This window comes from Streptomyces anthophorae (assembly GCF_049310305.1).
GTDB lineage: Bacteria > Actinomycetota > Actinomycetes > Streptomycetales > Streptomycetaceae > Streptomyces.
The window spans coordinates 1687879-1708139 of the sequence record NZ_JBLWQQ010000001.1 but is presented as its reverse complement, the minus strand read 5'-3'; the positions used below and the strand labels follow the sequence as shown (position 1 = coordinate 1708139).

Below are 20261 nucleotides of genomic sequence, written 5' to 3'. Positions count from 1 at the left end.
GGTTGACTGGCCGGTCGGGCGAGTCAGGGAAGGAGGATGACTTTGCCGTGGGTGTGGCCCGTGGCGACGAGGCGATGAGCGTCCGCGGCCTCTTCGAGTGGGAAGCTCCGGCCGATGCGTGCGGTCCATGCGCCGGCGGCGATCAGATTCAGGGCTTCCTGGACGGGGCCGCGGTCGCGGTTCCCGCTGCCCCCGGGGCTGAATGCGACGCCGTGTTGTGCGGCATCGCGGTCGGCGAGCGTCACGATCCGGTCGGGGCCGCCGAGAAGATCGACGAGGGCGGGAAGGAGCCCCTTGCCGGCGGTGTCGAGCGCGGCGTCGACCCCGCCCGGAGCGGCGGCACGGATGCGATCGACCAGGCCCGGGCCGTGGGCGACAGGAGTCGCTCCGAGACTCCTGACGAAGTCGGCGTTGGCAGTCCCGGCGACGCCGATCACCGTCACACCGCGCTGTCGCGCGAACTGCACGGCGGCGCCGCCCAGAGCACCGCTCGCGCCGGTGACCACGAGCGTTTCACCCGGGCGAATGTTCAAAAGCCCCAGAGCCCTCGCCGCGTTGTCGGCGCCGATGACAGTAGCCGCGGCCTCCTCGAAGGAAACGCCGTCGGGGATCGTCGCGAAGTTGCTGCTGACCGTGTACTCGGCGTAGGAGCCCTGGGTGGCGGAGTCCGGCCACCCGGCGACGCGGTCGCCGACCACGCCCTCGTCGACGCCCGGGCCGACCGCCTCGACGACGCCGGCGAACTCGAATCCGATGATGGCGGGAGCACGTAGGCCGAACGCTCCGGCGCGTGCCTGGATCTCCGCCGGGTTCACCCCGGCGACGTGAACCCGCACCAGTACCTGACCCGGACCCGGCACCGGTCGCGGAGCCTCGGCAACCCGCAACACGGAGGGTTCGCCGAACGAGGTGATGACGGCGGCTTTCATGATGATCCTTCTCGTACATAAGGGTCGTTTGCCAGCACCGTTCAGAACGGTGTCAGGTCAGGAAGACCGGAGGATTCTCGCCCCGCAGGCGGTAGTTGGGCCGGGGCCGTTCGAGGCGGATCGATTCCAGCACGGTGTACGCGTGGTACTTGGTCTGGGTGGTGGCTCCTGCCAGCCGTTCCCACCAGAGCCGGCCGTCGCTCGTCTCCTTCTCGAGGACGTGGCGGGTGGTGTAGTTCGCCATGGAGCTGATCCAGTTCTCGGTACCGACGAAGATCCTGTTCCAGCCGGTGCCGGTCACGATGTCGGCGAGCGCATCCGAGCGGCTGAACCGCTCGACCGCCGCAGTCGCCCCTTCGAGCACGTCGCTGAAGTACTCCACGCACAGCTTCACCTGCTCGTAGGTGCCGTAATGCATGTGGTGCCCGCCGACGAAGTAGTCGAAGTCGTATTCGAGGATCTGGGACTGGGCTTCGTACCAGCCGGAGATGTTCTGCGAGGCGTCGCAGTGCATGAACGTGACGCTTCCCGGACTGACGATGTCGACGGCTGTGAGTACCTTCTGCTGGGGTGCGTAGATGAAGATGTTGCCGGGGCAGTGGTTCTCTCCCTTGTAGGAGAGGTGCAGGCTCACGCCGCCCACTTCGAGGACGAGTTCGTCGTCGAACGTCCTCGTCGGCAGGGGGCGCTTCGGGTCGGGGAAGCGCTCCAGGAGTTCCTTGGTGATGCGGTGGGCGACGATCTCGACGTCGGGACCGAACACGGAGGCCGCGCCGATGTGATCGGCGTGCCAGTGGCTGTAGATGACGTGGGTCACCGGTCGGTCGGTGACGTCCTCGATCGCCGCCAGCATGTTCTCGCCCAGCGTCGGGGGTGCGTCGATCGCGACCACGCCCTCCTCGGTCACCACGAATGCGGCGTCGTAGCCGGCACTGGTGACCCAGTAGAAGCCGCCGCGCAGTTCTTCCACGTGGTAGCCGTACTTCTGGAAGTGCTCGCTCTGGAAATACGGGGGGTAATAGCCCTCGGGGTCCACCGGGTCGTCTGCCCCCGCGCGGGGGAATCCATAGTGGTCGATCCCGTAGAAGCTCGGGGTTTCTTCGACGCTGATGGGTATCTGACTGCTCTGGCACACCGGCGTGACGCCTTTCTGTGTTCTTGGGAAGCTGTCGAACGGGTGGTCTATCCCGGTGACGTGAATCGAAGGACCGCCTTGGTGACGCGGCCTGAGCCCGCATCCTCGAACGCGGTGTTGATATCGGCGAAGTCGTAGAAGGACAGCAGCCGGTCGATGGGGAATCGGCCCGCTCGATAGAGCTGGGCAAGGTCGTTGATCAGGAGCGACGAGACGGCGTCGCCCTGGATGATGCCCTGAAGCGACTGGCCGAGCGTGAGCCGGCCGGCGTCGAGCACGGCGCCCGCTCCTTCGTGGAACGCCACGAAGCCGAATCGGCCCATCGGTGCCAGGGCGCCGACCCCGGCGTCGAGGTTCTCCGCGCGGCCGCTCGTGTCGAGGACGTACTCCAGACCGCGTTCGTCGATGGCGCGGAGCGCGCCGGTCAGATCCTCGACCCGGCCGGGGTTCACGAGGTGCGTCGCTCCGAGATCACGGGCCAGATCGAGGCGGCCGGCGTCGACGTCGACGGCGACGATGGTGGTGGCGCCCGCGACATGTGCCGCCATGACCGCCGCCAGGCCCACCGCTCCCACGCCGAAGACCGCGAAGGACGCTCCCGCCGGCACGGTGAGGGCCTTGAGTACGGCCCCCGCGCCCGTCTGCAGCCCGCACCCCAGCGGAGCCATGACGTCGAGGGGCAGATCGCGGGGGACCTTGATCGTGTTCCGTTGGTGCGTCAGGGCGTGGGTGGCGAACGAGGACTGGCCGAAGAAGTGACCGTGCGGCTCAGTACCGCGGGCGACGTGGAGACCGTTCGAGCCGTCCAGGCGGGCGCCTGCGAAGTTGGCCGCCCAGACGTTGTCGCAGTAGGCGGCGTGCGAGGACATGCACGGCTTGCAGCGGCCGCACGAGTGGTAGGAGAGGACGACGTGGTCACCGGGCTCGACGGTGGTGACGGCGGCCCCCACGCGTTCGACGACTCCGCCTCCCTCGTGCCCCAGCACCACCGGCAGCGGCGTCGCCATTCGCTGTGCCCGCACGTGAGCGTCGGTCGCGCAGATTCCGGTCGCGACCATGCGAACGAGTACCTCGTCGGGCCGCGGGTCCTCGATCTCGATGTCGCGGAATTCGAAGGGCCCGTCCTGCGCCTCGAGAACAGCGGCGCGCGCGGAGGTGGTCATACGCCGTGAGCCTGCCGCGAAGCGCCGCGAGGGCCATGGTGACGGGGGACTGACATCATCAACGACTCCCTGATCGGGGGGTGGGCCTCAGGAACCCTTCAGCGGGTCCGAACCTATGTCGGCCGCCCGTGCCCGCGGATCGGTCGCCGTATCCGTCACGGCAGTAAGGCGCGGTGCCGCGAGGTGCGGTGGCATCAGTGCCGGACGCCGGTCCGGGCGGCTTGTTCGACTCGGGCGATGAGACGGCTGTTGTGGGCGGCGTGCTGGAAACCCGGGGTGTGGTGGGTACCGTTCGTGATGTCGCGGGCCAGGCTGGCGTAGACCTCGCCGACGTTGATGGAAGCGCCCGTCCAGATGTCGGCGGCGGTGGGTCCCGCGCCGGTGGCGACCGGGCGGTCGGGCGCGGTGAAGTCGACGCTCGACGAGAGGGTGAGGTCGCCGACCTGAACGCCCGCGGGGTGGTCGCCCGTCAGCTTCAGCCAGCCCTCCGATCCGCGTACGTCCAGACTGAAGTGGGCGTCGGGGGCGGGCACGCCCGCCAGGATCTGCACCCCGACCGGCGCCCCCGAGGAGGTCTTGGCGATGGCGTCGAGGTGATCCGGGACCTCGCGGACGGATATCGCGCCGGTGTCGACCAACTTCACCTGGGGCCAGAGGAGTTCGGTGCGGGCGTCGATCTCGGTGATGTCGCCGAGAACGGCTTCGACCACGTCCAGGACGTGGCCCGCGGCGATGGTGAGGAAACCGGCTCCGGACGCTGCCTTGTCGAAGTACTCGTATGCGCTCACCGACTCCGGGCCGTTGCCGAAGGTCGTCGCGGCGACTCGCGCCGAGAGCAGCCGCCCGAGCCGGCCCTCAGCGATGATCTCCGCCGCGCGGCGTACCGAGGGGTTGAGCCGGCCCTGCAGGCCGATCGCGGTGTGCAGTGAGCCGGCCGCGTCAGCCATCTCTTCCGCCTGTGCGACGGTCGCGCCCAGCGGCGACTCCGCGTACACGGCCTTGTTCGCCGCGAGGGCCGCCAGGACGAGCTCGCGGTGAGCCGGGACCTTCACCGCGACGGTGACGAGGTCGATCGAAGGGTCACCTATGAGCGCGTAGGGGTCCGCGAACCAACGCTCGGCGCCGAACGCCTCGGCAGCGCCGCGCGCACTCTCCTCGTGCCGCGTCGCCACACCGGCCAGGTGGAAGTCGGGCTGTGCCGCCAGCGCGGGTATGTGCGAGGCGCCTGCCCAGCTCGCCTTCGTGTCCGCGCCGATGATGCCGACCCGAATGAGATTGCTTGACATGATGTGGTGTTCCGTTTCTTTCGCTGAAGCAAGACGTGGTGTGGTGCGCGGGGCGAATCGGCGGGTTCGCGCTTCTCTCACTGGTCGACGGCGGCCATGTCGGGCTCGGCATGGCGTTCGCCGGACGCCGGTGTGAGGTTGTTCAGGCGGGCGATCTGGCCCGGGGTGAGTCGGATGCCGTCGGCGGCGCTGTTCTCCTTGAGGCGGTCGATGCGTTTCGTCCCCGGAATGGGCGCGATGCCGTGGCCTTGCGCGAGCAGCCAGGCCAGAGCGACCTGCGCGGGCGTGGCCCCGGCCTCGTCGGCGACCTCGCGTACCTGGTCGACGATGCGCAGGTTGCGTGTGAGGTTGTCGCCGGTGAACCGGGGATTGGAGCGACGCCAGTCGGTGTCGTCCAGGCCGTCCAGGGTGTGAATGTCACCGGTGAGAAAGCCGTGTCCCAGCGGTGCGTAGGGAACCAGTCCGATGCCGAGCTCCCGCAGCGTGGGCAGCACCTCGGCCTCCGGGTCCCGCGTCCACAGCGAGTACTCGCTCTGGACAGCGGCCACTGGATGGACCGCATGGGCCCGGCGGACGGTCGCCGCTGCCGCCTCCGACAGTCCGATGTGGAGGACCTTGCCCGCCTCCACCAGCTCGCTCAGCGCCCCCACCGTCTCCTCGATGGGAGTGTTGGGGTCGACCCGGTGCTGGTAGTAGAGGTCGATGCGGTCGGTTCCGAGCCGCCGCAGTGAGCCGTCGACAGCCGTGTGAATGTTGGCGGGGGTGCTGTCCGGGCCCGGCCGGCCGGTGTGGGAGACGAGGCCGAACTTGGTGGCGAGGACGACTTCGTCCCGGCGGCCCTTGATCGCGCGACCCAGCAGTTCCTCGTTGACGTAGGGGCCGTACACCTCGGCGGTGTCCAGATGGGTGACACCTAGATCGACGGCGCGACGAACAGTGCGGATCGACTCGGTTTCGTCCCGGCCGGCGCCGGTGTAGTACGCCGACATCCCCATGACACCCAGGCCGATACGCGGGACCTCGAGCCTGCCGAGCGACGTGGACTGCATCTGTTGTCCATTCCGTGTGGGGCGGGCCTCAGCACCGCAGAGCGAACTTGACGCGTCAAGTTCTACTCCTTCGAACTTGACGCGTCAACAAGTGGGTCTAGGATGTCCTCATGGCGAGGACGGAAGATGACACGAACGGCCGGCGCCGTCGGCGACCACGGAATGGGCCGGCATCCGAGGCGACGACTCGGGCCGACGAAGGCTCCGACCCGGGGGAGTCCACCGATCCGGTTGCCGGGACGCGATGGCTGAACGGCGACGAGCTGGCGGCGTGGCTGGCCAACTCCGCGATCATGATCAGCCTGCCGGCCGCGCTGGATGCGCGCATGCAGCGCGAGGCTCAGCTGACCTTCTTCGAGTACATGGTGCTCTCGGTCCTCTCCGAGCAGCCGGATCGCACCATGCAGATGAGCGCCCTGGCCGCGCGAACGGCGGCGTCACTGTCGAGGCTGTCCCATGTCGTCGGCCGGCTTGAGAAGCGCGGACTGCTCGCACGGAAGCGGATCCCCGGTTCCGGAAGGCGCACCACCGCGACGCTGACCGAGGCCGGTTACGACGTAGTGGTGGCGGCGGCGCCGGGACACGTCGCCGCGGTCCGCGAGTACCTGATCGATGATCTCGGCCCTCAGGAGCTGGCGGCACTGCGCCGCATCGGTGCCGCGGTGGAGGCGGCCATCAAGCGCGGGCAACCCGACGCGAGCGCTGCGGCTTCGCCTCCGGGGGACGGCGCGGTGGACGGGGCGGTGGACGGCCAGTCACCCACGATTCATCCGGCTTCACAGCCTCCGGCCGACACCTAGATCGTGACTCCCCGCGGGCCCACCGGCCAAGAGCCCGACCAGCCCTGACTGGCGGGCGTGAGTGCTGTCCGCGCAGCTTGCGGGCCGTGCTGGGCTGCACCACAGCACGCGACCTTCACCGTCCGTGACGACCATCGACTTGGCGGCGTTCTGCTTGTTCTTGCCGGAGATGAACTTGCATACCCAAAGCGGGTGTGAGCCGGAATGCGAGGGCGGCTCGGCAGGGGGGTGTCGCCATCGCCGCCCAACGAGTCGTTGGGCGGCTGGCCCAAGATCTTCATCGGACGCGCATGGCTCTGTCGACGTTGAAGAGCAGCGTCTCGCGCTGTTCCGGAGGCACCTCGGCTGCTGGTTCGGGCAAGCAGCGAACAGCGGAACGGCGGAGGCGTGTGTGAGTCGCCCGCGCTCTTCGTCGGCGTGAGCAAAGCGCTGGCTACAGCGTAGTGCTCGTAACAACCGTCTCCCGAACTCGTCGGCATCGACTTTCCTTGAGCCGCAGGCGTCTGCCGTGGTCGTCGACAACTGCTGTCGCAGGACATCGAGAAAGCCATGCCAGCCGCACGCCTCTGCGGTACGGATGTCATTCGTCGCAAGTCATGATGCGCCGGTTCGTGCCCTGCTGTGGCGGGGGTACCTGTCAGCGAAGGACCGGCAGAAGGCGGCGCAGCACGGCGTCGTCGAGGGTGTGGTGGAACGCGGGGCTTGCAGCCGTGATTGCGGGGCTGCCGCCGAAGTGGCTGGCCGCGTGCCGGATCCCGATACCGCCGAAGTCAATGACAGCGTGAAGGCACCACACTGCTGGTACCGCGACGCGTCGCAGGTTTCTACGGATGCCTGAACCACGCCGCTTCGGCCCTGTGCGTGCCGAAAAATACGCCCGTGCACGTCAGCAGGCGTGCCGGTACTCGTGGATTACGCCGCTGAGGCGGTCGTGTCGGCGAATGTTCAGACGGTTGATTTGTTCCGGTCGAGGGGTTCGGGCGTGGGGTGGGGTGGGGTGGGGTGGCTGCCTGGAGTGTTCGGTGCGTGCGGTGTTTGTTGTAGTGCTGCTGGTATTCATTCAGTCCGTGAGCTCTTTCCAACCTCACGCTGACGCGTGGTGAAGGACAAGGACGGCCTTCACGATGTTGGTGATGCGGTTGGTGCTGCAGCGGAGTTTCCGCAAGAGGCGCCAGCCCTTGAGGGCGGCCATGGCCTGTTCACCGACACAGCGGATCTTGGCGTGGGCGGTGTTGTGGCGGCGCTTCCGCTGCTTGAGGTGGCGGCCCCGGAACGGGACGCAGACGGGCCTGCCGGCTCCTTGATATGCCTTGTCCGCCCAGCATTTGAGGCCCGCTGTGGCGAGGACGTCGATGATCCTGTGCTGTCGGGCGGCGATGCGGTCGTGGGTCGAGCCGGGCAGAGCCGGTGAGGCCCAGAGCAGACGGCCGAATGGATCGGTGAGGACCTGGACGTTCATGCCGTGGCGTTTGTGCTTTCCGGAGTAGTACGGGGTGTCGGCGGCGATGCGGTCGATAGGCAGCAGGGTGCCGTCGAGGATGACGAACGCCTTCGTCAGGATGGTGTTCATTGCCTCGGTCAGGGGCGGGGCGAGGGCCGCCAGGACCTCGATGGCCTCACGGATGCAGCGGTAGACGGTGGCGATCCCGATGCCGAATCCGGCCGCGAGTTGGGCGTAGGTGTTACCGCGCCGCAGGTGGGCCAGGGTGAGCAGGGCCTGCCGTGCCACGGAAAGTCGCCGCCACCGCGTCCCGATGTCCCTGCGCCTGGCCGTCAGTTGTCCGGACAGGAACCGCAGGGTGCGGGTGGACGAGTCGATCGAGGACGGGTAGCACGGAAGCTCCTGGCGGACACGGGTGATCTTGGTCGAAAACCCGTCTACCAGGAGCTTCGTCCTTGCACAGACCTGTCTAACTCGCGGTCAGCGCCGCCGGCTTAGAAGAGGCTCATTGAGAGTTTGAACGCGGGTGGGAGCGGTTCGGCACGCTTCGGGCGTGTGGTGCGCCCTCGGGGAGATTTGCTGGTGGGGTGTCCACGCCGACCCCCATTACATAGCGGGGGCTGCCCCATCGGCTGGACTGGGCACACCACTTCCTGGGGCACCACCCCGCCTTGCCCGTAACTGTCATTTCGTGTGCTCGGTATGTGGCCGGGATCGATTCGCGAGTGGGGTAACCGGTGCGGCCCCCTGGCGAGACAGTTACGGAAGACCAGTAACAACCGGGGGGAACCATGAGGGCCGATACCGTCACCGCGATCTGCGCGGTTGTCATTGCTTTCGCCACGCTCATCGTCGCTACGTGGCAGGGGTACCTGGACCGGGATCATTACCGGCGCTCCTTGAGGCCGGCTCTGGAACTGCGCTACTACACCGACACCAAAGAGCCATCGGGGATCCTTTTCGTCAACTCCGGGTTGGGTCCGGCCGTGGTTCTCGGGTCTCGGGTGAGCTGGAAAGGCGAGGAGGAAGGGAGCTGGAACCGGCGCACGGCGGAGACGATTCAGCGGAAGGCGGGGATCCCGTTCCTCACGAACATCTTCATCGACGGCTCGGTCATCGAGGTGGGCTGCAAAGAGTACCTGGTGAGCGTGGCGCTCCCGCTGGCCGAGCCGCTGGCGCGCGGCTTGCGTATAGCGATCCAGTACGAATCGCTGTACGGAGGTGAGCACTTCGAAGCGGTGTTTTGATCCTGGGCGGAGTCTTGGTGCCTGGCCGGTTTCCCTCTCCTCTTCGGCCGGCCAGGCACTGTTCCCGGAGCGCCATTGAGAGGGGGGAGGCGAATCCGGGACGTCGGGTTACCTGCCCGTCGGCTGGGGCCAAGGGGCCTGGACGCTCAGGCACATGTGGCCGTCCGGAGTGCGGTGCAGGCTCAGTCCGTCGCTCGCCTCCGGGTGGGGCGTGAGTGGATCGGCGTCGGGCTCGGGCCGGGCCGGTTGAAGGGTGTTGTCATGGTTGACCGGTAGCCAGGCCGGCGTTTTGGTCATGGGCTGGTCGTCGTAGTCGGTGACGGCCACGGTGATGGTGTAGCGATCGACCGTGACGTGGAGGCGATAGCTGGCAGCCATGCTGTGACCGACGACGTAGTGGGCTGCGACGCGGGCCGCGTCTTCCAGGTGCTTGGCCAGCCACATCGGGGCGCCCGCCGTGGCGAGGGCTGCGCCGGTCGTATCGCCCACGACCTGATTGCTGCCTGTATGGCGTCGTGTTTCCAGTGTCAGTGAAAACGATGGGGTTGTCGGGGCTTGCTGTTGGTGACCGCTGTTTAGGGTGCGGGGCAGAGCTCCCACCCTGATCGCGTTTCCCATGACGCCTCCCCATGCGTCGACGGGGTGGTACAGGCCGGGCGCAGACCGCAGGGGCGGGGCCAGTACGACGCCTCTGCGGTCTGCACGCCCACATTGATGCGCCGGGGTCCAGGGCGTGTTGGGGGAGGCTAGGCCGCCCATCGGACGGCGTCGAGGGTCATTCGGCCTAATCTGCGCCCGCACGGTGGCCGGGATGCGCTGAGCACGGCAGTGTCGGGCGACCCATGAATCCCGCTCGCCCAATGATCGAAGCCGCACTCGCGATATTTGTACGAGGAACGCTACTGCCGATGATCCAGTTCATGGCAGCCGCAGTGGGCCGCACTCTACGAGGGAAGGCGGGCGGTCTGACGGCATCGTCGAACGCGGGCGGACGGTGGGGACTTCTACCGGTCCCCCCCCCCGGTAACCGCAGTGCCAATCGCTGGCATATGCGATACGTCAATGACGCGCTGTGGACGCATATATCTACCAGGTGACACGTCAACAAGCGGCATATGACAGCATGTTTGTGTTGCGGTGCGCGGGGTAGCTCATGCGCTCGTGGACCCCCAGCCCCCGGGTCATGCCGACCTGAAGTCGGCCGGAGCCGCACCGCCGACATATATGCGACTCCGGCGCTCCGCCGCGGACGCGGCCCTCGGGGCGAAGTCCGGATCGCTCCCTGGGTGCATGCCGCCGGGCGGAGAGCACGAGGTGTGCGCGGAGGGGAGCCGCGCTGCCTCGCAGGTGGCCCTCGCCGATGTTCTCTGCGATTTCCGGCGGGGGTCACCCGGCACTTGCCCAACGCTCGCACCGCCAACACGAACGCCCCGAACATCGTGGGCTTTCAGCCATGGGGGACGGGTCGGTTCACTCGGCCCGACAAGGCCGGCTGGCTTGCTGGGGGCCGTCCGGGGGGCGGCGTCGCGTGTCGTTGTTGTGGAGTCGCACGGCCAGTGTCACCGTGCTGCCGGTGGCATCGGTGCTGATCTCCATGTCATCGCTGAGTTCCTGGCAGATCCACAGGCCTCGCCCGTTCTCGTCCAGGGCGTCAAAAGGACGATGAGGGAGCAGGTTGTCCTGCATGCCCGGCCCCTCGTCGGAGACTTGGCAGTGCAGAACGCACCCTTCCTGGACGACCCGCAATCGGCCGCGGCCACCGCCGTGCACGATGGCGTTGCAGGCGAGTTCGTGAACGGCCAGTACGACTTCGTTGCGGCGGGGCTCGGCCACGCCGCAACGGAAAGCGCAGTCATTCACGGAATGCCGTACCTTCTTCAGATCCTCCTCGGTGAACTCGATGTTCACAAGGGCGCGGCCTGTCAGCAGCGGTCGGTCGTCCATATCAGGACCTCGCCGTCTCGACCAGAGCCAGCTGTTCGACGGCATCCGCGCCAAGGCGTCGCAGCAGCGATGCGTGGAATGCGCTGCAATGGATCTCCACATGGGTGCGGCCCGAACCGGAGGCGATCATCCGGAGCAGGCCGGTCGCGCATCCGACATCCAGGAAGCACAGATCTGTCAGGTCCAGCAGCACCCGTGGGGCGGCGGCATTGGTCGTCAGGCACGTGCGTACGGCGTCGGTGAACGGTGCGCGGTTGACCAGATCCGCGTCCCCGGCCATCCGCAACGCGGTAACGCCATGGACGCACGAGAGGCCGCCGAGACGCTCTACCAGGGACACCGGATGTCCCTGGCGCATCGCCTCGATGACCGCCGGGGCGAAGCGTCGTCGGTCGTAGGCGCAGATCTCCGCGTATCGGCGGTTCTTGAAGAGGGCGTCGGCGTGCGTCTCGCGGTGGACGACCGCCGTGACATCCGTCCCGAGGTCCTGCACCCAGCCCATGTCGATCACCGTCCGGAGGCCGCTGTAGCCCTCGAGTCCGGCGCGCCGGGTCTCTTCCCACAGTCGGCTCACCTGGCGCTGCGCGGTGAACTCGGTGTGCGGGGCGATGAGTTCACGCATGCTCGTGTACTTGAGTTGGGCCGGGTCGTTGCGGGTCGCCCAGTCCGTCGTGTCGGTGGTGATCCGTGCGCGAATCTCTTCCTCGGACAGCTTGGGATCGGCCAGGACCGAAACCTTCTCGCCACGGCGGAGCCCCTCCTGGACGAATGCGGCAAGCACTTCCCACCGTGCTTCGTCATCGTCGTAACTGACAAAGGCGTGGTCGCCGGGGCGCATCAGCTCGACAGGGAGGACGCGAGGTGGCGACGAGTACATGGTGGGCAATGCGGGCTCCAGGGCCGATAGGGATATAACGGCTGGCAACAGCGACGCTACGGCCTGCCGCTGGGGTTCTTTGCGCATGTCCTCTATTGGCCCCGGGCGGCCGACTCTGAAGAGTGTTGGTCAGGCTCTGTCGTGAACGGGGGCTGTGCTGACTGGGGACGGGCACTGTCGGGCCGACGCGCCGGATTGCGGGTGCCGAAAACCCCGGCTGTCGTAGTTGCGGACAGAACGTGGTCGTCGCGGTACTCCGTTGTTATGAGGTACGCGCAGGGTGGCGGTGGCGCAGGACCTGGGACAAGCGCGCCACGCGGGCCCTGCGGTCGGCCGGCGCCTCCGAGGCTGAGTGAGACCCCGGTTCGCCCAGTTGGCGGGGGAGTTGGCCAAGAGCCTGCCGCCGGTTTTACGAGAGCTACACCCTGCAAAGGGTGCGCAAGCTGCTGATCCGGCACGTGTTCTCCTGCCAGGTGCCGGCCAGGCGTGCCGTCGAACGCGATGAGGAGCAGGCCACTGGCTGGAGGAAGGCGGCCTGGCCGCAGGTGGAAGCAGCGCGGCGGCGCTCGACGCGTCGCAGCCAACCAGTCCCGGTTCGCGGCCCGTTGTGCGGGGAGACCACCGAGCCCCGATTCGATCCACTCGCGCAGGTCGGGCTGGCAAGCCGGATGCCGCCGTTACAGCATGCCGGTCACGCGGAACCTCCCATCCGATCGAGCGGATGGGCTGCCTCCCCCGAGTCCGCCCTGGGGCTGTGCGCGCCCAGGGCCGTTCCGGCCCGAGTCCGGGACGGCCGCCGGCCCCTTCTGTATCTCGGCATTGCCGTGCGCGAGACAGGCCTTGCAGCATGCTCCACTCGTGTCAGCGCACGCGACCCGCCCGGGAAACCGAGGCCCAACCGGCCTGCCACGGTCATTCGGGAGCGGCGTGCAGCGGGACGGCCCAGTCGAGGGCCACCCCGGACGGGCTGCCCGGAGTGACGGTGCAGGTGCCGCCAAGGCTTCCCGCGCGTGAGCTCATATTGGCCAGGCCGCTGCGGCGTGTGACTGAGGGGGCCAAGCCGCGGCCGTTGTCAGTGACCCGGAGCCGCAGCCGGCCGCTCGTCGCGTCTGCCGAGATCTCCACCGCAGTGGCTTCGGCATGTCGTGCGATGTTGGAAAGTGCCTCGTGGAGCACGGCCAGCAGGTGCTCGGCGTGCTGGTCGGGGACGGCGGTGTCGAGCAGCCCGCTCATGCGCAGCGAAGGGGTGAAGCCCAGCGTCTCCGCTGCCCGGTTGACCTGGGTGACCAGGCGCGCGCGGAGAGAGGCCGTGTCGGACTGGTCCGCCTCGCGCAGCGCGTAGATGGTGGAGCGGACGACCTTGATCGTGTCGTCGAGGTCCTCCACCACGCGCCGTACGCGCTGGGCGGTGTCAGGTTGGTCCGTGAGGCGGTTGAGGACGGACTGTAGGCTGAGGCCGCTCGCGAACAGCCGCTGGATGGCCAGGTCGTGCAGGTCGCGGGCGATTCGGTCGCGGTCGTTGAGGACGAGCAACTGCTCTGCCTCGCGGCGGTGTTCGGCGATCTCCAGGGCGAGCGCGGCATGGTCGGCGAAGCCGCTGATCATGGCGATGGTGGCGTCGGGGAATGTCTGGCGGCCCGGCAGGTGGGCGACCTGGAGGACGCCACGTATCCGGTCCGGTGTGCGGAGGGGGACCAGGAACGCGGATGCGAGGCGTGGCGTCGCCGCGCGCTCCGAGTCGGCCCGTGTGTCGTCGGCGAGGGCCGGGCTGACGATGGTCTCTCCCGAGCTGAACACCTTGGCGAACAGGCGCGTTCCGCCGGGCAGGGCCAGGCCCTCCTGCTGCTCGGCGTCGACGCCTGCCGCTGCCTCGACGACGAGGTCCCCGGTGTCGCTCACCGGAACGGCGAGGGTGACGAGGTCGGCGGCGGCGAGCTCCCGGATGGTGGCGGTGAACGAGTGCAGTACCTCGCCGGGGTCCGCTCCGGACAGGAGGGTGCGGGTGAGCTCGCTGCTGGCCGACAGCCAGCGTTCGCGGCGCCTGGCGTCGTCGTACAGGCGCGCGTTGTCGATCGCCATGCCGGCCCCGCGCCCAGTGTGCGCAGTATCGCCTCGTCGTCCTCGTCGAACTGCCGGCCGCCGCTCTTCTCGGTCAGGTACAGGTTGCCGAAGACCTGGTCGCGGACCTGCACGGGAGTGCCGAGGAACGTCGTCATCGGCGGGTGCCCGGCGGGAAAGCCGACCGAGTCCGGGTGGTCGCTGAGGACGGGGAGGCGCAGCGGGCGCGGGTCGCGGATCAGCAGGCCGAGAATGCCCTCACCACGAGGGTAGTGCCCGATGCGCGCGATGGTCTCGTCGTCGATGCCGACGGTGATGAACTGCTTGATGCCGCCTTCTTCTCCGACGATGCCGAGCGCCCCGTAGCGGCAGTCCACCACGTGGATCGCGGACTCGACGATGCGGTGGAGGACCACGTCGAGATCCAGGTCGCTGCCGATGGCCAGGACCGCGTCGAGGAGGGTGTGCACCCGGTTCTGGGTGGCCCGCACCCGCTGGACCTGTTCCTGCAGCTCCTCCAGGAGCGTGTTCAGGCGCAGTTGGGGCGTGGATGAGCCGGGGCGGCCGCCCCCGCCAGCGCGAAGCCGACGAGCAGCGTGCCTGCCCGGCCGACAGCCACCCGCCGGTCCTCAAGGAGCGCGGGCATGCGGCCGGCTGTCGTTCTACGGCGCGAGGGAAAAATAGTTCTCTTCCTCCTGGGTGAAGTGCAGACGCAGGACGGTGTTCAGGCCGTAGAGGCATGAGCGCAGGTCGTCGAGTTGTTCGGGGGCCAGCCCCCCGTTGGTGTCGGCGAGTTGGAGGTGGGTGGCGATGCGGCGGGAGAGACGTTCGATCTCCGTGTGGGCGCGGCTCATGGTGGCGGTGGCTTCGGGGCCGCCGAGGGAGGGGGCGAGTGCGGGGTAGAGATGGTGTTCTTCGGCGTATTCGTGGGGCAGGAGTCGTTCGCTGAGCAGGCGGTGGGTTTCCTCGACGGCGGCCAGCGCCTCGGAGGCGGTGGTGTCGCAGAGGCGGTCGGCGGCGTCGCGCACGGAGTCGAGGACGTCCTGGAGGTCGTCGTGTTCGGCGGCGAAACGGTGGATGAGGGCCTCGGCGGCAGGGGTGAGGGTGGGATGTGTGGCTTGGCCGACGTGCAGGGCGCGCAGGGCGTTGAGGATGACGGCGACGTCGATTCCTTCCTGGAGCAGCGCGCCGACGGCGGGCGGGAGCAGGCCGACGGCAGCCGCGGCCATGGCGGCCAGGGACATCAGTAGGCCGCCGAGGGCGCTTTGGACGGCGATGCGGCGGGCGCGTTGGGCGATGGCGACGGCGTCGGCGAGGCGGTCGACGCGGTCGGTGGTCAGGACGATGTCGGCGGCTTCGGAGGAGGCGGTGGAGCCGCGGGCGCCCATGGCGACGCCGATGTCGGCCGCGGCGAGGGCGGGCGCGTCGTTGACCCCGTCGCCGACCATCGCGGTGACGGCGTGTTCGCGTTCGGCCCGCACGGCAGCGACCTTGTCGGCCGGCGTGAGTTCGGCTCGTACGTCGTCGAGACCGAGCACGGCGGCGACTTCGCGAGCCGGTGCGGCGCGGTCACCGGTCAGCATCAGCACCCGCTCGATGCCGCACGAGCGCAGGTGGCGCAGGGCGCGTGGGGCATCGTGCCGCAGAGGGTCGCGCAGCAGGACGGCCCCGGCCGGCTGTCCGTCGACGGTGAGCCAGGCGACAGCCGCGCCGTCGAGAAGGGCGCGGTTCTCCATCGCCCCGGCCCAGGCGGGGCGTGCGGCCGCGCGGCCCAGGCGACCGATGCAGACATGGTGTCCGTCCACGGTGCCGATGGCGCCCTGGCCGGGTTCCTCGGTGACATCTGTCGGAACCGACAGCTCCAACTGGCGTTCCCGGGCGGTGTCGACGATGGCCTGGGCCAGAACGTGCGGCGAGTACTGGTCGAGCGAGGCCGCCAGGCGCAGCACCTCCGCAGGCTTCAGGCCGGGGACCGCGACCACGTCGAGAACGCGGGGGCGGCCGCGGGTGAGAGTGCCGGTCTTGTCCAGCAGGAGGGTGCGAGCGCGGCCGAGGTTCTCCAGCGCGCCTCCGTCGCGGATGACCACGCCGAGGCGGGAGGCGCGCGAGAGGCCGGAGACGATGGCGATCGGGGCGGCCAGCAGCAGGGGGCAGGGGGTGGCGACGACCAGGACGGCGACCGCGCGAACCGCGTGGCCGCTGATCAGCCAGGCCAACCCCGCCACCACGAGGGACAGGGGGAGGAACCAAGCCGCATAGCGGTCGGCCAACCGCACGACCGGTGCTGTCTCGGCGCCGGTCTGCTGGGCCAGGCGCACGATGCCGGCGTAAGTGCTGTCCTGCTCGGTGGCGGTGGCGCGCAGTTCGAAGGCACCACCCGCGTTGACCACACCGCTGGGCACACTCTCGTCCCGGACCCGCTCGACCTGGAGGGGTTCACCGGTGAGTACCGACTCGTCGAGGACGGCGGCGGCACTCTCCACACGGCCGTCGACGGGCACGACCTCACCCGGGCGGACGACCAGCAGGTCGTCGCGGGAGACGTCGCCCAGGGGCACTGTGGCCGTTCCGGTGGCGGTGCGGCGATGTGCGGAGCGTGGGGCATGTTCGAGCAGAGTACGCAGATCGTGGGAGGCCCGCCGCTGGGCGACGGCTTCCAAAGTGCGCCCGGTGGCGAGCATGAGTGCGATCAGGGCACCAGCCAGGTACTCGCCCACGGCCAGAGTGCCACCGAGGGCCAGGACAGCGATGAGGTCGACGCCCGCGTGTCCGCGACGCAGGGCGGCCAGCACCCATCCCACCGCAGGAATGACGGCGGACACGGTGCCCAGAGCCCAGAAGAGTTCCGCGAGATCAGTGGCGCTCGTGAACCGGGCGACGCCGCCGGCGATCAGGGCTGCCGTCGTCACGGCCAGAAGGACCGTTTCCAGTCGTGGAGTTGCAAAGGCGGCAAGCAGACGGCGCGGCCGTGCTGCCGTGGGGGCGGGATGGACCACGGCGTACCTCCGTCCCTCCAGGGCGACCACCGTCGGGGCGGTCTGCCTCCATCACATCGCGGTAGCGGAGCGGGAACCAGGGGACGACCGGCCTCGCTTCCGCCATGGGGTGGGTCCGGCGGCAACGGTACGGCCGACGTGGGCGCTCAGAGGAAGCTGAGAACTTCCGGTGCCAGGCTTGGCATGGCTCTTTGACACATCGCGTGCGACCGACCTGCTGGAGGAACTCTCATGGGCCTGATCAACGGCCTGCCCGCGCATGTTTTGATCGTGCACTTCGTCGTCGTGCTCGTTCCGCTCACCGCGCTGGCACTCACGGTCTGCGCGATCTGGCCGCGTGCGGCACAGCGCATGGGCGTGGTGCTGCCGGCGCTGGCCCTGGTCACGCTCGCGAGCGTTCCGCTGGCCACGGGGGCCGGGGAGTGGCTGGAGGAACACGTCGACAGTGATGCGCTGGTGCGCCGGCACGCCGCCCTCGGCGATGGTCTGTTGCCCTGGGTCGGGGGCCTGTTCGTCCTGACGGTCCTCGTCTGGTGGGCAGCCCGTCGTACTGCCGCGTCCGGGGACGACAGCTCGCAAGGCACCCGACGGCCCATGGCTGTGCTGCGCATCGTGGTCGCGGTCCTGTCACTCGTCGTGGCCGTGGGAGCCGCTGTGGACGTGTACCGCATCGGCGATTCGGGGGCGAAGGCGGCATGGCATGACGGCTTCTCCAAGACTGTGTCGGGCGGCGACAAGGACGCCGACTGAGCACGTACGGCGGCAGCGGGGTGCCCCGTGACTTTGAGCAAGGGGCACCGACCGGCCCGCCGACACGCGCTGTTCGCCGGGGCGCTCGCGTGGTGCGGGTGGTCCGCACGCTCAGATCGTCACGGCGCGAGATACTGAGCGGCCGCGTTCAACAGGGCTTCCCAGGCGGCCAGGTCGTCCGCGTCGAGGGCGTCAGTGGCGTGGGAGCGCAGCTTGGCCAGGCAGATTTGGGCGTAGTCGTTCAGGGCCGGCCCCGCCTGGGCGCGGCCGAGACGGATCTCGAAGGGGCGCCGCTCCTGGAGGGCGAATCCGGCTGCCGTCAGTTCGTCGTTCGGGGCGGCTCGGTGGCCTCGGGAGGTCGCTGGTGCCGGGCACGGTGCGGCCGATGCGTGTGGTAGCGCCGGGTGAACTCGGCCAGTATCCGTGTGGCGCGGGCCTCGGTAAGGATCAGGGAGTGGTCGAGGGCTTCGCGGCGGACGGTGTCGATCACTCGCTCGCAGTGCGCGTTCATCCGTGGCGCGCGGGGTGTGCTGAGCAGCACCTCGGCCTCCTCGGTTTGGAAGACGGCGTCAAAGACGGCGGTGTACTTCGTATCCCGATCGCGCATCAGGAACCACGGTGGCCGGTCGCGTTCGCCGAGGCTGAGGGTGGCGTTTCGGGCCTGCTGCACCGCCCACGAGGCCGCCGGATGCCACGATGCCGTCGGCTTGCGCGGTCAGGAACTTGCCGGGACCATCCGGAAGGCGGTCCCCTCGGTGCTCTCTCCCCCGTCGTTCATGCCCATCCCTCTTCGGCACGTGCCGACATTATGGGCCCGGCGGGGCGCCTTGGACAGGCGCCGGGCACACTGCTTCCCGCGCATGTGTCCTGGGGGAGAACCCGTCAGGAGTTGCGGTCCCGCGTCGCTGTCAGTCACCTGCCCCGTCACATACCCGGCCACCTCCGACACCAGGAACGAGCACGTCGCCTCGATGTCCTGCCGCCCGACCGGCCCGCCGCACCGGAGTCACCTTCGCGATGTCGTCCACCGCGTTCCCCAACAGGCCCCGCTACGCCGAACCACGCAGCATCCGCGTGTCCACGAAGCCCGGCGGGGGGCGTTAACGGTGAAGACCTTGGGGCCGAACTCCAACGCAAACGACTTCGTCTACAGAGGTAGAACAGGCCGTTGAGGTTCAGGACAATGATGGTGTCCCAGGGCCTCGGCGGCGTCCTTGTTCAGATCCAGGACGGCGGACGCGAAGCTGCGGGCCGGTCAGGTGACGAGGAATCCGCTGACGGTGGCGGCGATCGTGTTCATGTGCTCCTCCGCCCGCCTACGCGGAGACGTCACGTATCGGCGTGGCGCCGTTGTGCCGGGCGAGTGCGATGTCGAGGTCGGCCGCGATGTCGAGGACCTCGTCGAGTCGGGTCAGCCGGAGTACGCGCAGCTGGAACGGGTTGTCGAGGACCAAGGTCTGCCGCCCGTGCCGTGTCCTGAAACGGTGCTGGAGGCGCACGAGCATCGACAGGGCGCCGCAGTCCATGAACGTCACAGCGCGCAGGTCGAGGACGACGGAGTGACACCCCTCGGGAAGCAGGGGGAGCATCCGGTCCGGTACCTCATGGGCGGTGAGGATGTCGAGTTCGCCCCACACCTCGACTATCGGCACAGCGCGTCCCAGGTGGATTCTCAGACCGAAGGTGACGGAGTCCTCGGACATGGCTTCCTCGCAGTGGTGTGGCGCGCGGTGCCCGTGCATCGACGGGCATGCGCGGCGTCCACCGGGGTCCGGGGTGGGGCTGCATTGATGCCCCTGGCATACCCGTTGCGGGTGCCGCGTCAACCTCTCGACTGTGTAACGTGGTTGAGGGGTGCAACTGGCGTGGCCTGCCAGGGGAGGCCCCACTTTACGTGCGCACGAGAGGGCGGAGTAGCGCCGCTCGGCCCTCGTATCGGGCCGAGCGGACCGGCCTGTTCGTCAGCCGGTCTCAATGGTGCTCTTCGGCGGACTGTCCAGGGTGTTGTGGACCGTGCAGTGCCGCTGAGGCGGACGGCGGCGACGCGGGCCGGCCGGTCGGGTCCGCTGGTTCACGGCTGGGCGGACCAGCGGTGGCCCCTGGCACGGATCAGGACGCTGATCGGCCGGCTCTTCCACGTCTCCTGCACAGTCGAGGACACCTGGCGGCTGCTGAAGCGGCACGGCTGGAGTTGGCAGCAGCCCACCAGACGCGCGATCGAGCCCGATGACGACGCGGTTGAGGTCTGGAAGAAGAAGGCCTGGCCGAGGACAAGAGCACCGCGGCGGAGCGCGGCGCCTGGATCGTCTGTGAGAGCGAGGCCGGGCAGTCGATGACTCCGCCGTGCGCCAGGGCCTGGGGCCGGATCGGCCGGACCCCGGTCGTGAGGGTGAGGGGCCGGGGCTCGGGACGCGTATCGATGGCGGGTATGGCCTGCCGCAAGCCGGGCCAGCGGTCCCGGCTACTACGCAATCCGCGAGTACCGAGGCCGCAAGGACTCGCCGAAGGGCTTCGGCCAGCGTGACCTCCGCGCCCTGATCGTCCGCGCCCGTATCCAGGTCACCTCGCCGCGGCCGACCCCGGCCA

At 68.8% G+C, this 20261-nt stretch carries 16 protein-coding genes and 3 pseudogenes; 6 read left to right on the top strand and 13 right to left on the bottom strand.

What is annotated here, in order from left to right; genetic code table 11:
* Nucleotides 1–23: 23 nt before the first annotated feature.
* The 5 genes from ACNYS0_RS07695 to ACNYS0_RS07675 all read right to left on the bottom strand — a co-directional run bounded on the left by ACNYS0_RS07695 (nt 24) and on the right by ACNYS0_RS07675 (nt 5562).
* A complete protein-coding gene (locus tag ACNYS0_RS07695) occupies nt 24–929 on the bottom strand; it encodes an NADP-dependent oxidoreductase (RefSeq protein ID WP_422471917.1) in 906 nt (301 codons plus the stop codon).
* A gap of 52 nt (nt 930–981) precedes the next feature.
* Nucleotides 982–2064, bottom strand: coding sequence for an MBL fold metallo-hydrolase (locus ACNYS0_RS07690; RefSeq protein ID WP_422471916.1), 1083 nt, complete (start codon nt 2062–2064; stop codon nt 982–984).
* Between the two features lie 47 nt (nt 2065–2111).
* Nucleotides 2112–3227 (bottom strand): NAD(P)-dependent alcohol dehydrogenase, encoded by a 1116-nt coding sequence (locus tag ACNYS0_RS07685; RefSeq protein ID WP_422471915.1) that lies wholly within the window; start codon nt 3225–3227, stop codon nt 2112–2114.
* A gap of 194 nt (nt 3228–3421) precedes the next feature.
* Nucleotides 3422–4513 (bottom strand): Gfo/Idh/MocA family protein, encoded by a 1092-nt coding sequence (locus ACNYS0_RS07680; protein WP_422471914.1) that lies wholly within the window; start codon nt 4511–4513, stop codon nt 3422–3424.
* A 77-nt stretch (nt 4514–4590) separates the two neighbouring features.
* Nucleotides 4591–5562: an aldo/keto reductase gene (locus ACNYS0_RS07675; protein WP_422471913.1), complete on the bottom strand. Its 972-nt coding sequence runs from the start codon at nt 5560–5562 to the stop codon at nt 4591–4593.
* A gap of 110 nt (nt 5563–5672) precedes the next feature.
* Between ACNYS0_RS07675 and ACNYS0_RS07670 the strand changes: the two genes are divergently transcribed.
* Complete coding sequence (locus ACNYS0_RS07670) at nt 5673–6362, top strand: MarR family winged helix-turn-helix transcriptional regulator (RefSeq protein WP_422471912.1); 690 nt, start codon at nt 5673–5675, stop codon at nt 6360–6362.
* A gap of 577 nt (nt 6363–6939) precedes the next feature.
* Complete coding sequence (locus ACNYS0_RS07665) at nt 6940–7200, top strand: hypothetical protein (RefSeq protein WP_422471911.1); 261 nt, start codon at nt 6940–6942, stop codon at nt 7198–7200.
* A 246-nt stretch (nt 7201–7446) separates the two neighbouring features.
* Here ACNYS0_RS07665 and ACNYS0_RS07660 read toward each other — a convergent pair whose 3' ends face one another.
* Complete coding sequence (locus ACNYS0_RS07660; RefSeq protein WP_422482497.1) at nt 7447–8223, bottom strand: transposase family protein; 777 nt, start codon at nt 8221–8223, stop codon at nt 7447–7449.
* Between the two features lie 371 nt (nt 8224–8594).
* Here ACNYS0_RS07660 and ACNYS0_RS07655 point away from each other — a divergent pair, with 371 nt between their 5' ends.
* Nucleotides 8595–9050, top strand: a complete 456-nt coding sequence (locus ACNYS0_RS07655; protein ID WP_422471910.1) for a hypothetical protein — start codon at nt 8595–8597, stop codon at nt 9048–9050.
* A gap of 108 nt (nt 9051–9158) precedes the next feature.
* Here ACNYS0_RS07655 and ACNYS0_RS07650 read toward each other — a convergent pair whose 3' ends face one another.
* The 3 genes from ACNYS0_RS07650 to ACNYS0_RS07640 all read right to left on the bottom strand — a co-directional run bounded on the left by ACNYS0_RS07650 (nt 9159) and on the right by ACNYS0_RS07640 (nt 11958).
* Nucleotides 9159–9539 (bottom strand): hypothetical protein, encoded by a 381-nt coding sequence (locus ACNYS0_RS07650; protein WP_422471909.1) that lies wholly within the window; start codon nt 9537–9539, stop codon nt 9159–9161.
* A 981-nt stretch (nt 9540–10520) separates the two neighbouring features.
* On the bottom strand, nt 10521–10994 hold the full coding sequence (locus ACNYS0_RS07645; RefSeq protein WP_422471908.1) for an ATP-binding protein: 474 nt from the start codon (nt 10992–10994) through the stop codon (nt 10521–10523).
* A gap of 1 nt (nt 10995) precedes the next feature.
* Entirely contained in the window at nt 10996–11958 is a 963-nt protein-coding gene (locus ACNYS0_RS07640) for an MEDS domain-containing protein (RefSeq protein ID WP_422471907.1), read from the bottom strand.
* A 326-nt stretch (nt 11959–12284) separates the two neighbouring features.
* On the opposite strand from ACNYS0_RS07640, the pseudogene ACNYS0_RS07635 reads away from it, so the two are divergent.
* Nucleotides 12285–12851, top strand: a pseudogene (locus tag ACNYS0_RS07635) (helix-turn-helix domain-containing protein); the annotation flags it as partial.
* Here ACNYS0_RS07635 and ACNYS0_RS07630 read toward each other — a convergent pair.
* Together ACNYS0_RS07630 and ACNYS0_RS07625 are read right to left on the bottom strand one after the other, a co-directional pair.
* Nucleotides 12784–14468: pseudogene (locus ACNYS0_RS07630) on the bottom strand (sensor histidine kinase). The pseudogenes ACNYS0_RS07635 and ACNYS0_RS07630 sit on opposite strands and share 68 nt — an antisense overlap.
* 123 nt (nt 14469–14591) lie before the next feature.
* On the bottom strand, nt 14592–16925 hold the full coding sequence (locus ACNYS0_RS07625; RefSeq protein WP_422471906.1) for a heavy metal translocating P-type ATPase: 2334 nt from the start codon (nt 16923–16925) through the stop codon (nt 14592–14594).
* Between the two features lie 231 nt (nt 16926–17156).
* Here ACNYS0_RS07625 and ACNYS0_RS07620 point away from each other — a divergent pair, with 231 nt between their 5' ends.
* Nucleotides 17157–17675: a DUF2231 domain-containing protein gene (locus tag ACNYS0_RS07620; RefSeq protein WP_422471905.1), complete on the top strand. Its 519-nt coding sequence runs from the start codon at nt 17157–17159 to the stop codon at nt 17673–17675.
* A 319-nt stretch (nt 17676–17994) separates the two neighbouring features.
* On the opposite strand, the gene ACNYS0_RS07615 is transcribed toward ACNYS0_RS07620, so the two are convergent.
* Together ACNYS0_RS07615 and ACNYS0_RS07610 are read right to left on the bottom strand one after the other, a co-directional pair.
* Complete coding sequence (locus ACNYS0_RS07615; protein ID WP_422471904.1) at nt 17995–18282, bottom strand: integrase core domain-containing protein; 288 nt, start codon at nt 18280–18282, stop codon at nt 17995–17997.
* 709 nt (nt 18283–18991) lie between these two features.
* On the bottom strand, nt 18992–19378 hold the full coding sequence (locus ACNYS0_RS07610) for an STAS domain-containing protein (RefSeq protein ID WP_422471903.1): 387 nt from the start codon (nt 19376–19378) through the stop codon (nt 18992–18994).
* A 357-nt stretch (nt 19379–19735) separates the two neighbouring features.
* On the opposite strand from ACNYS0_RS07610, the pseudogene ACNYS0_RS07605 reads away from it, so the two are divergent.
* A pseudogene (locus tag ACNYS0_RS07605) lies at nt 19736–20245 on the top strand (winged helix-turn-helix domain-containing protein); the annotation flags it as partial.
* Nucleotides 20246–20261 lie beyond the last annotated feature (16 nt).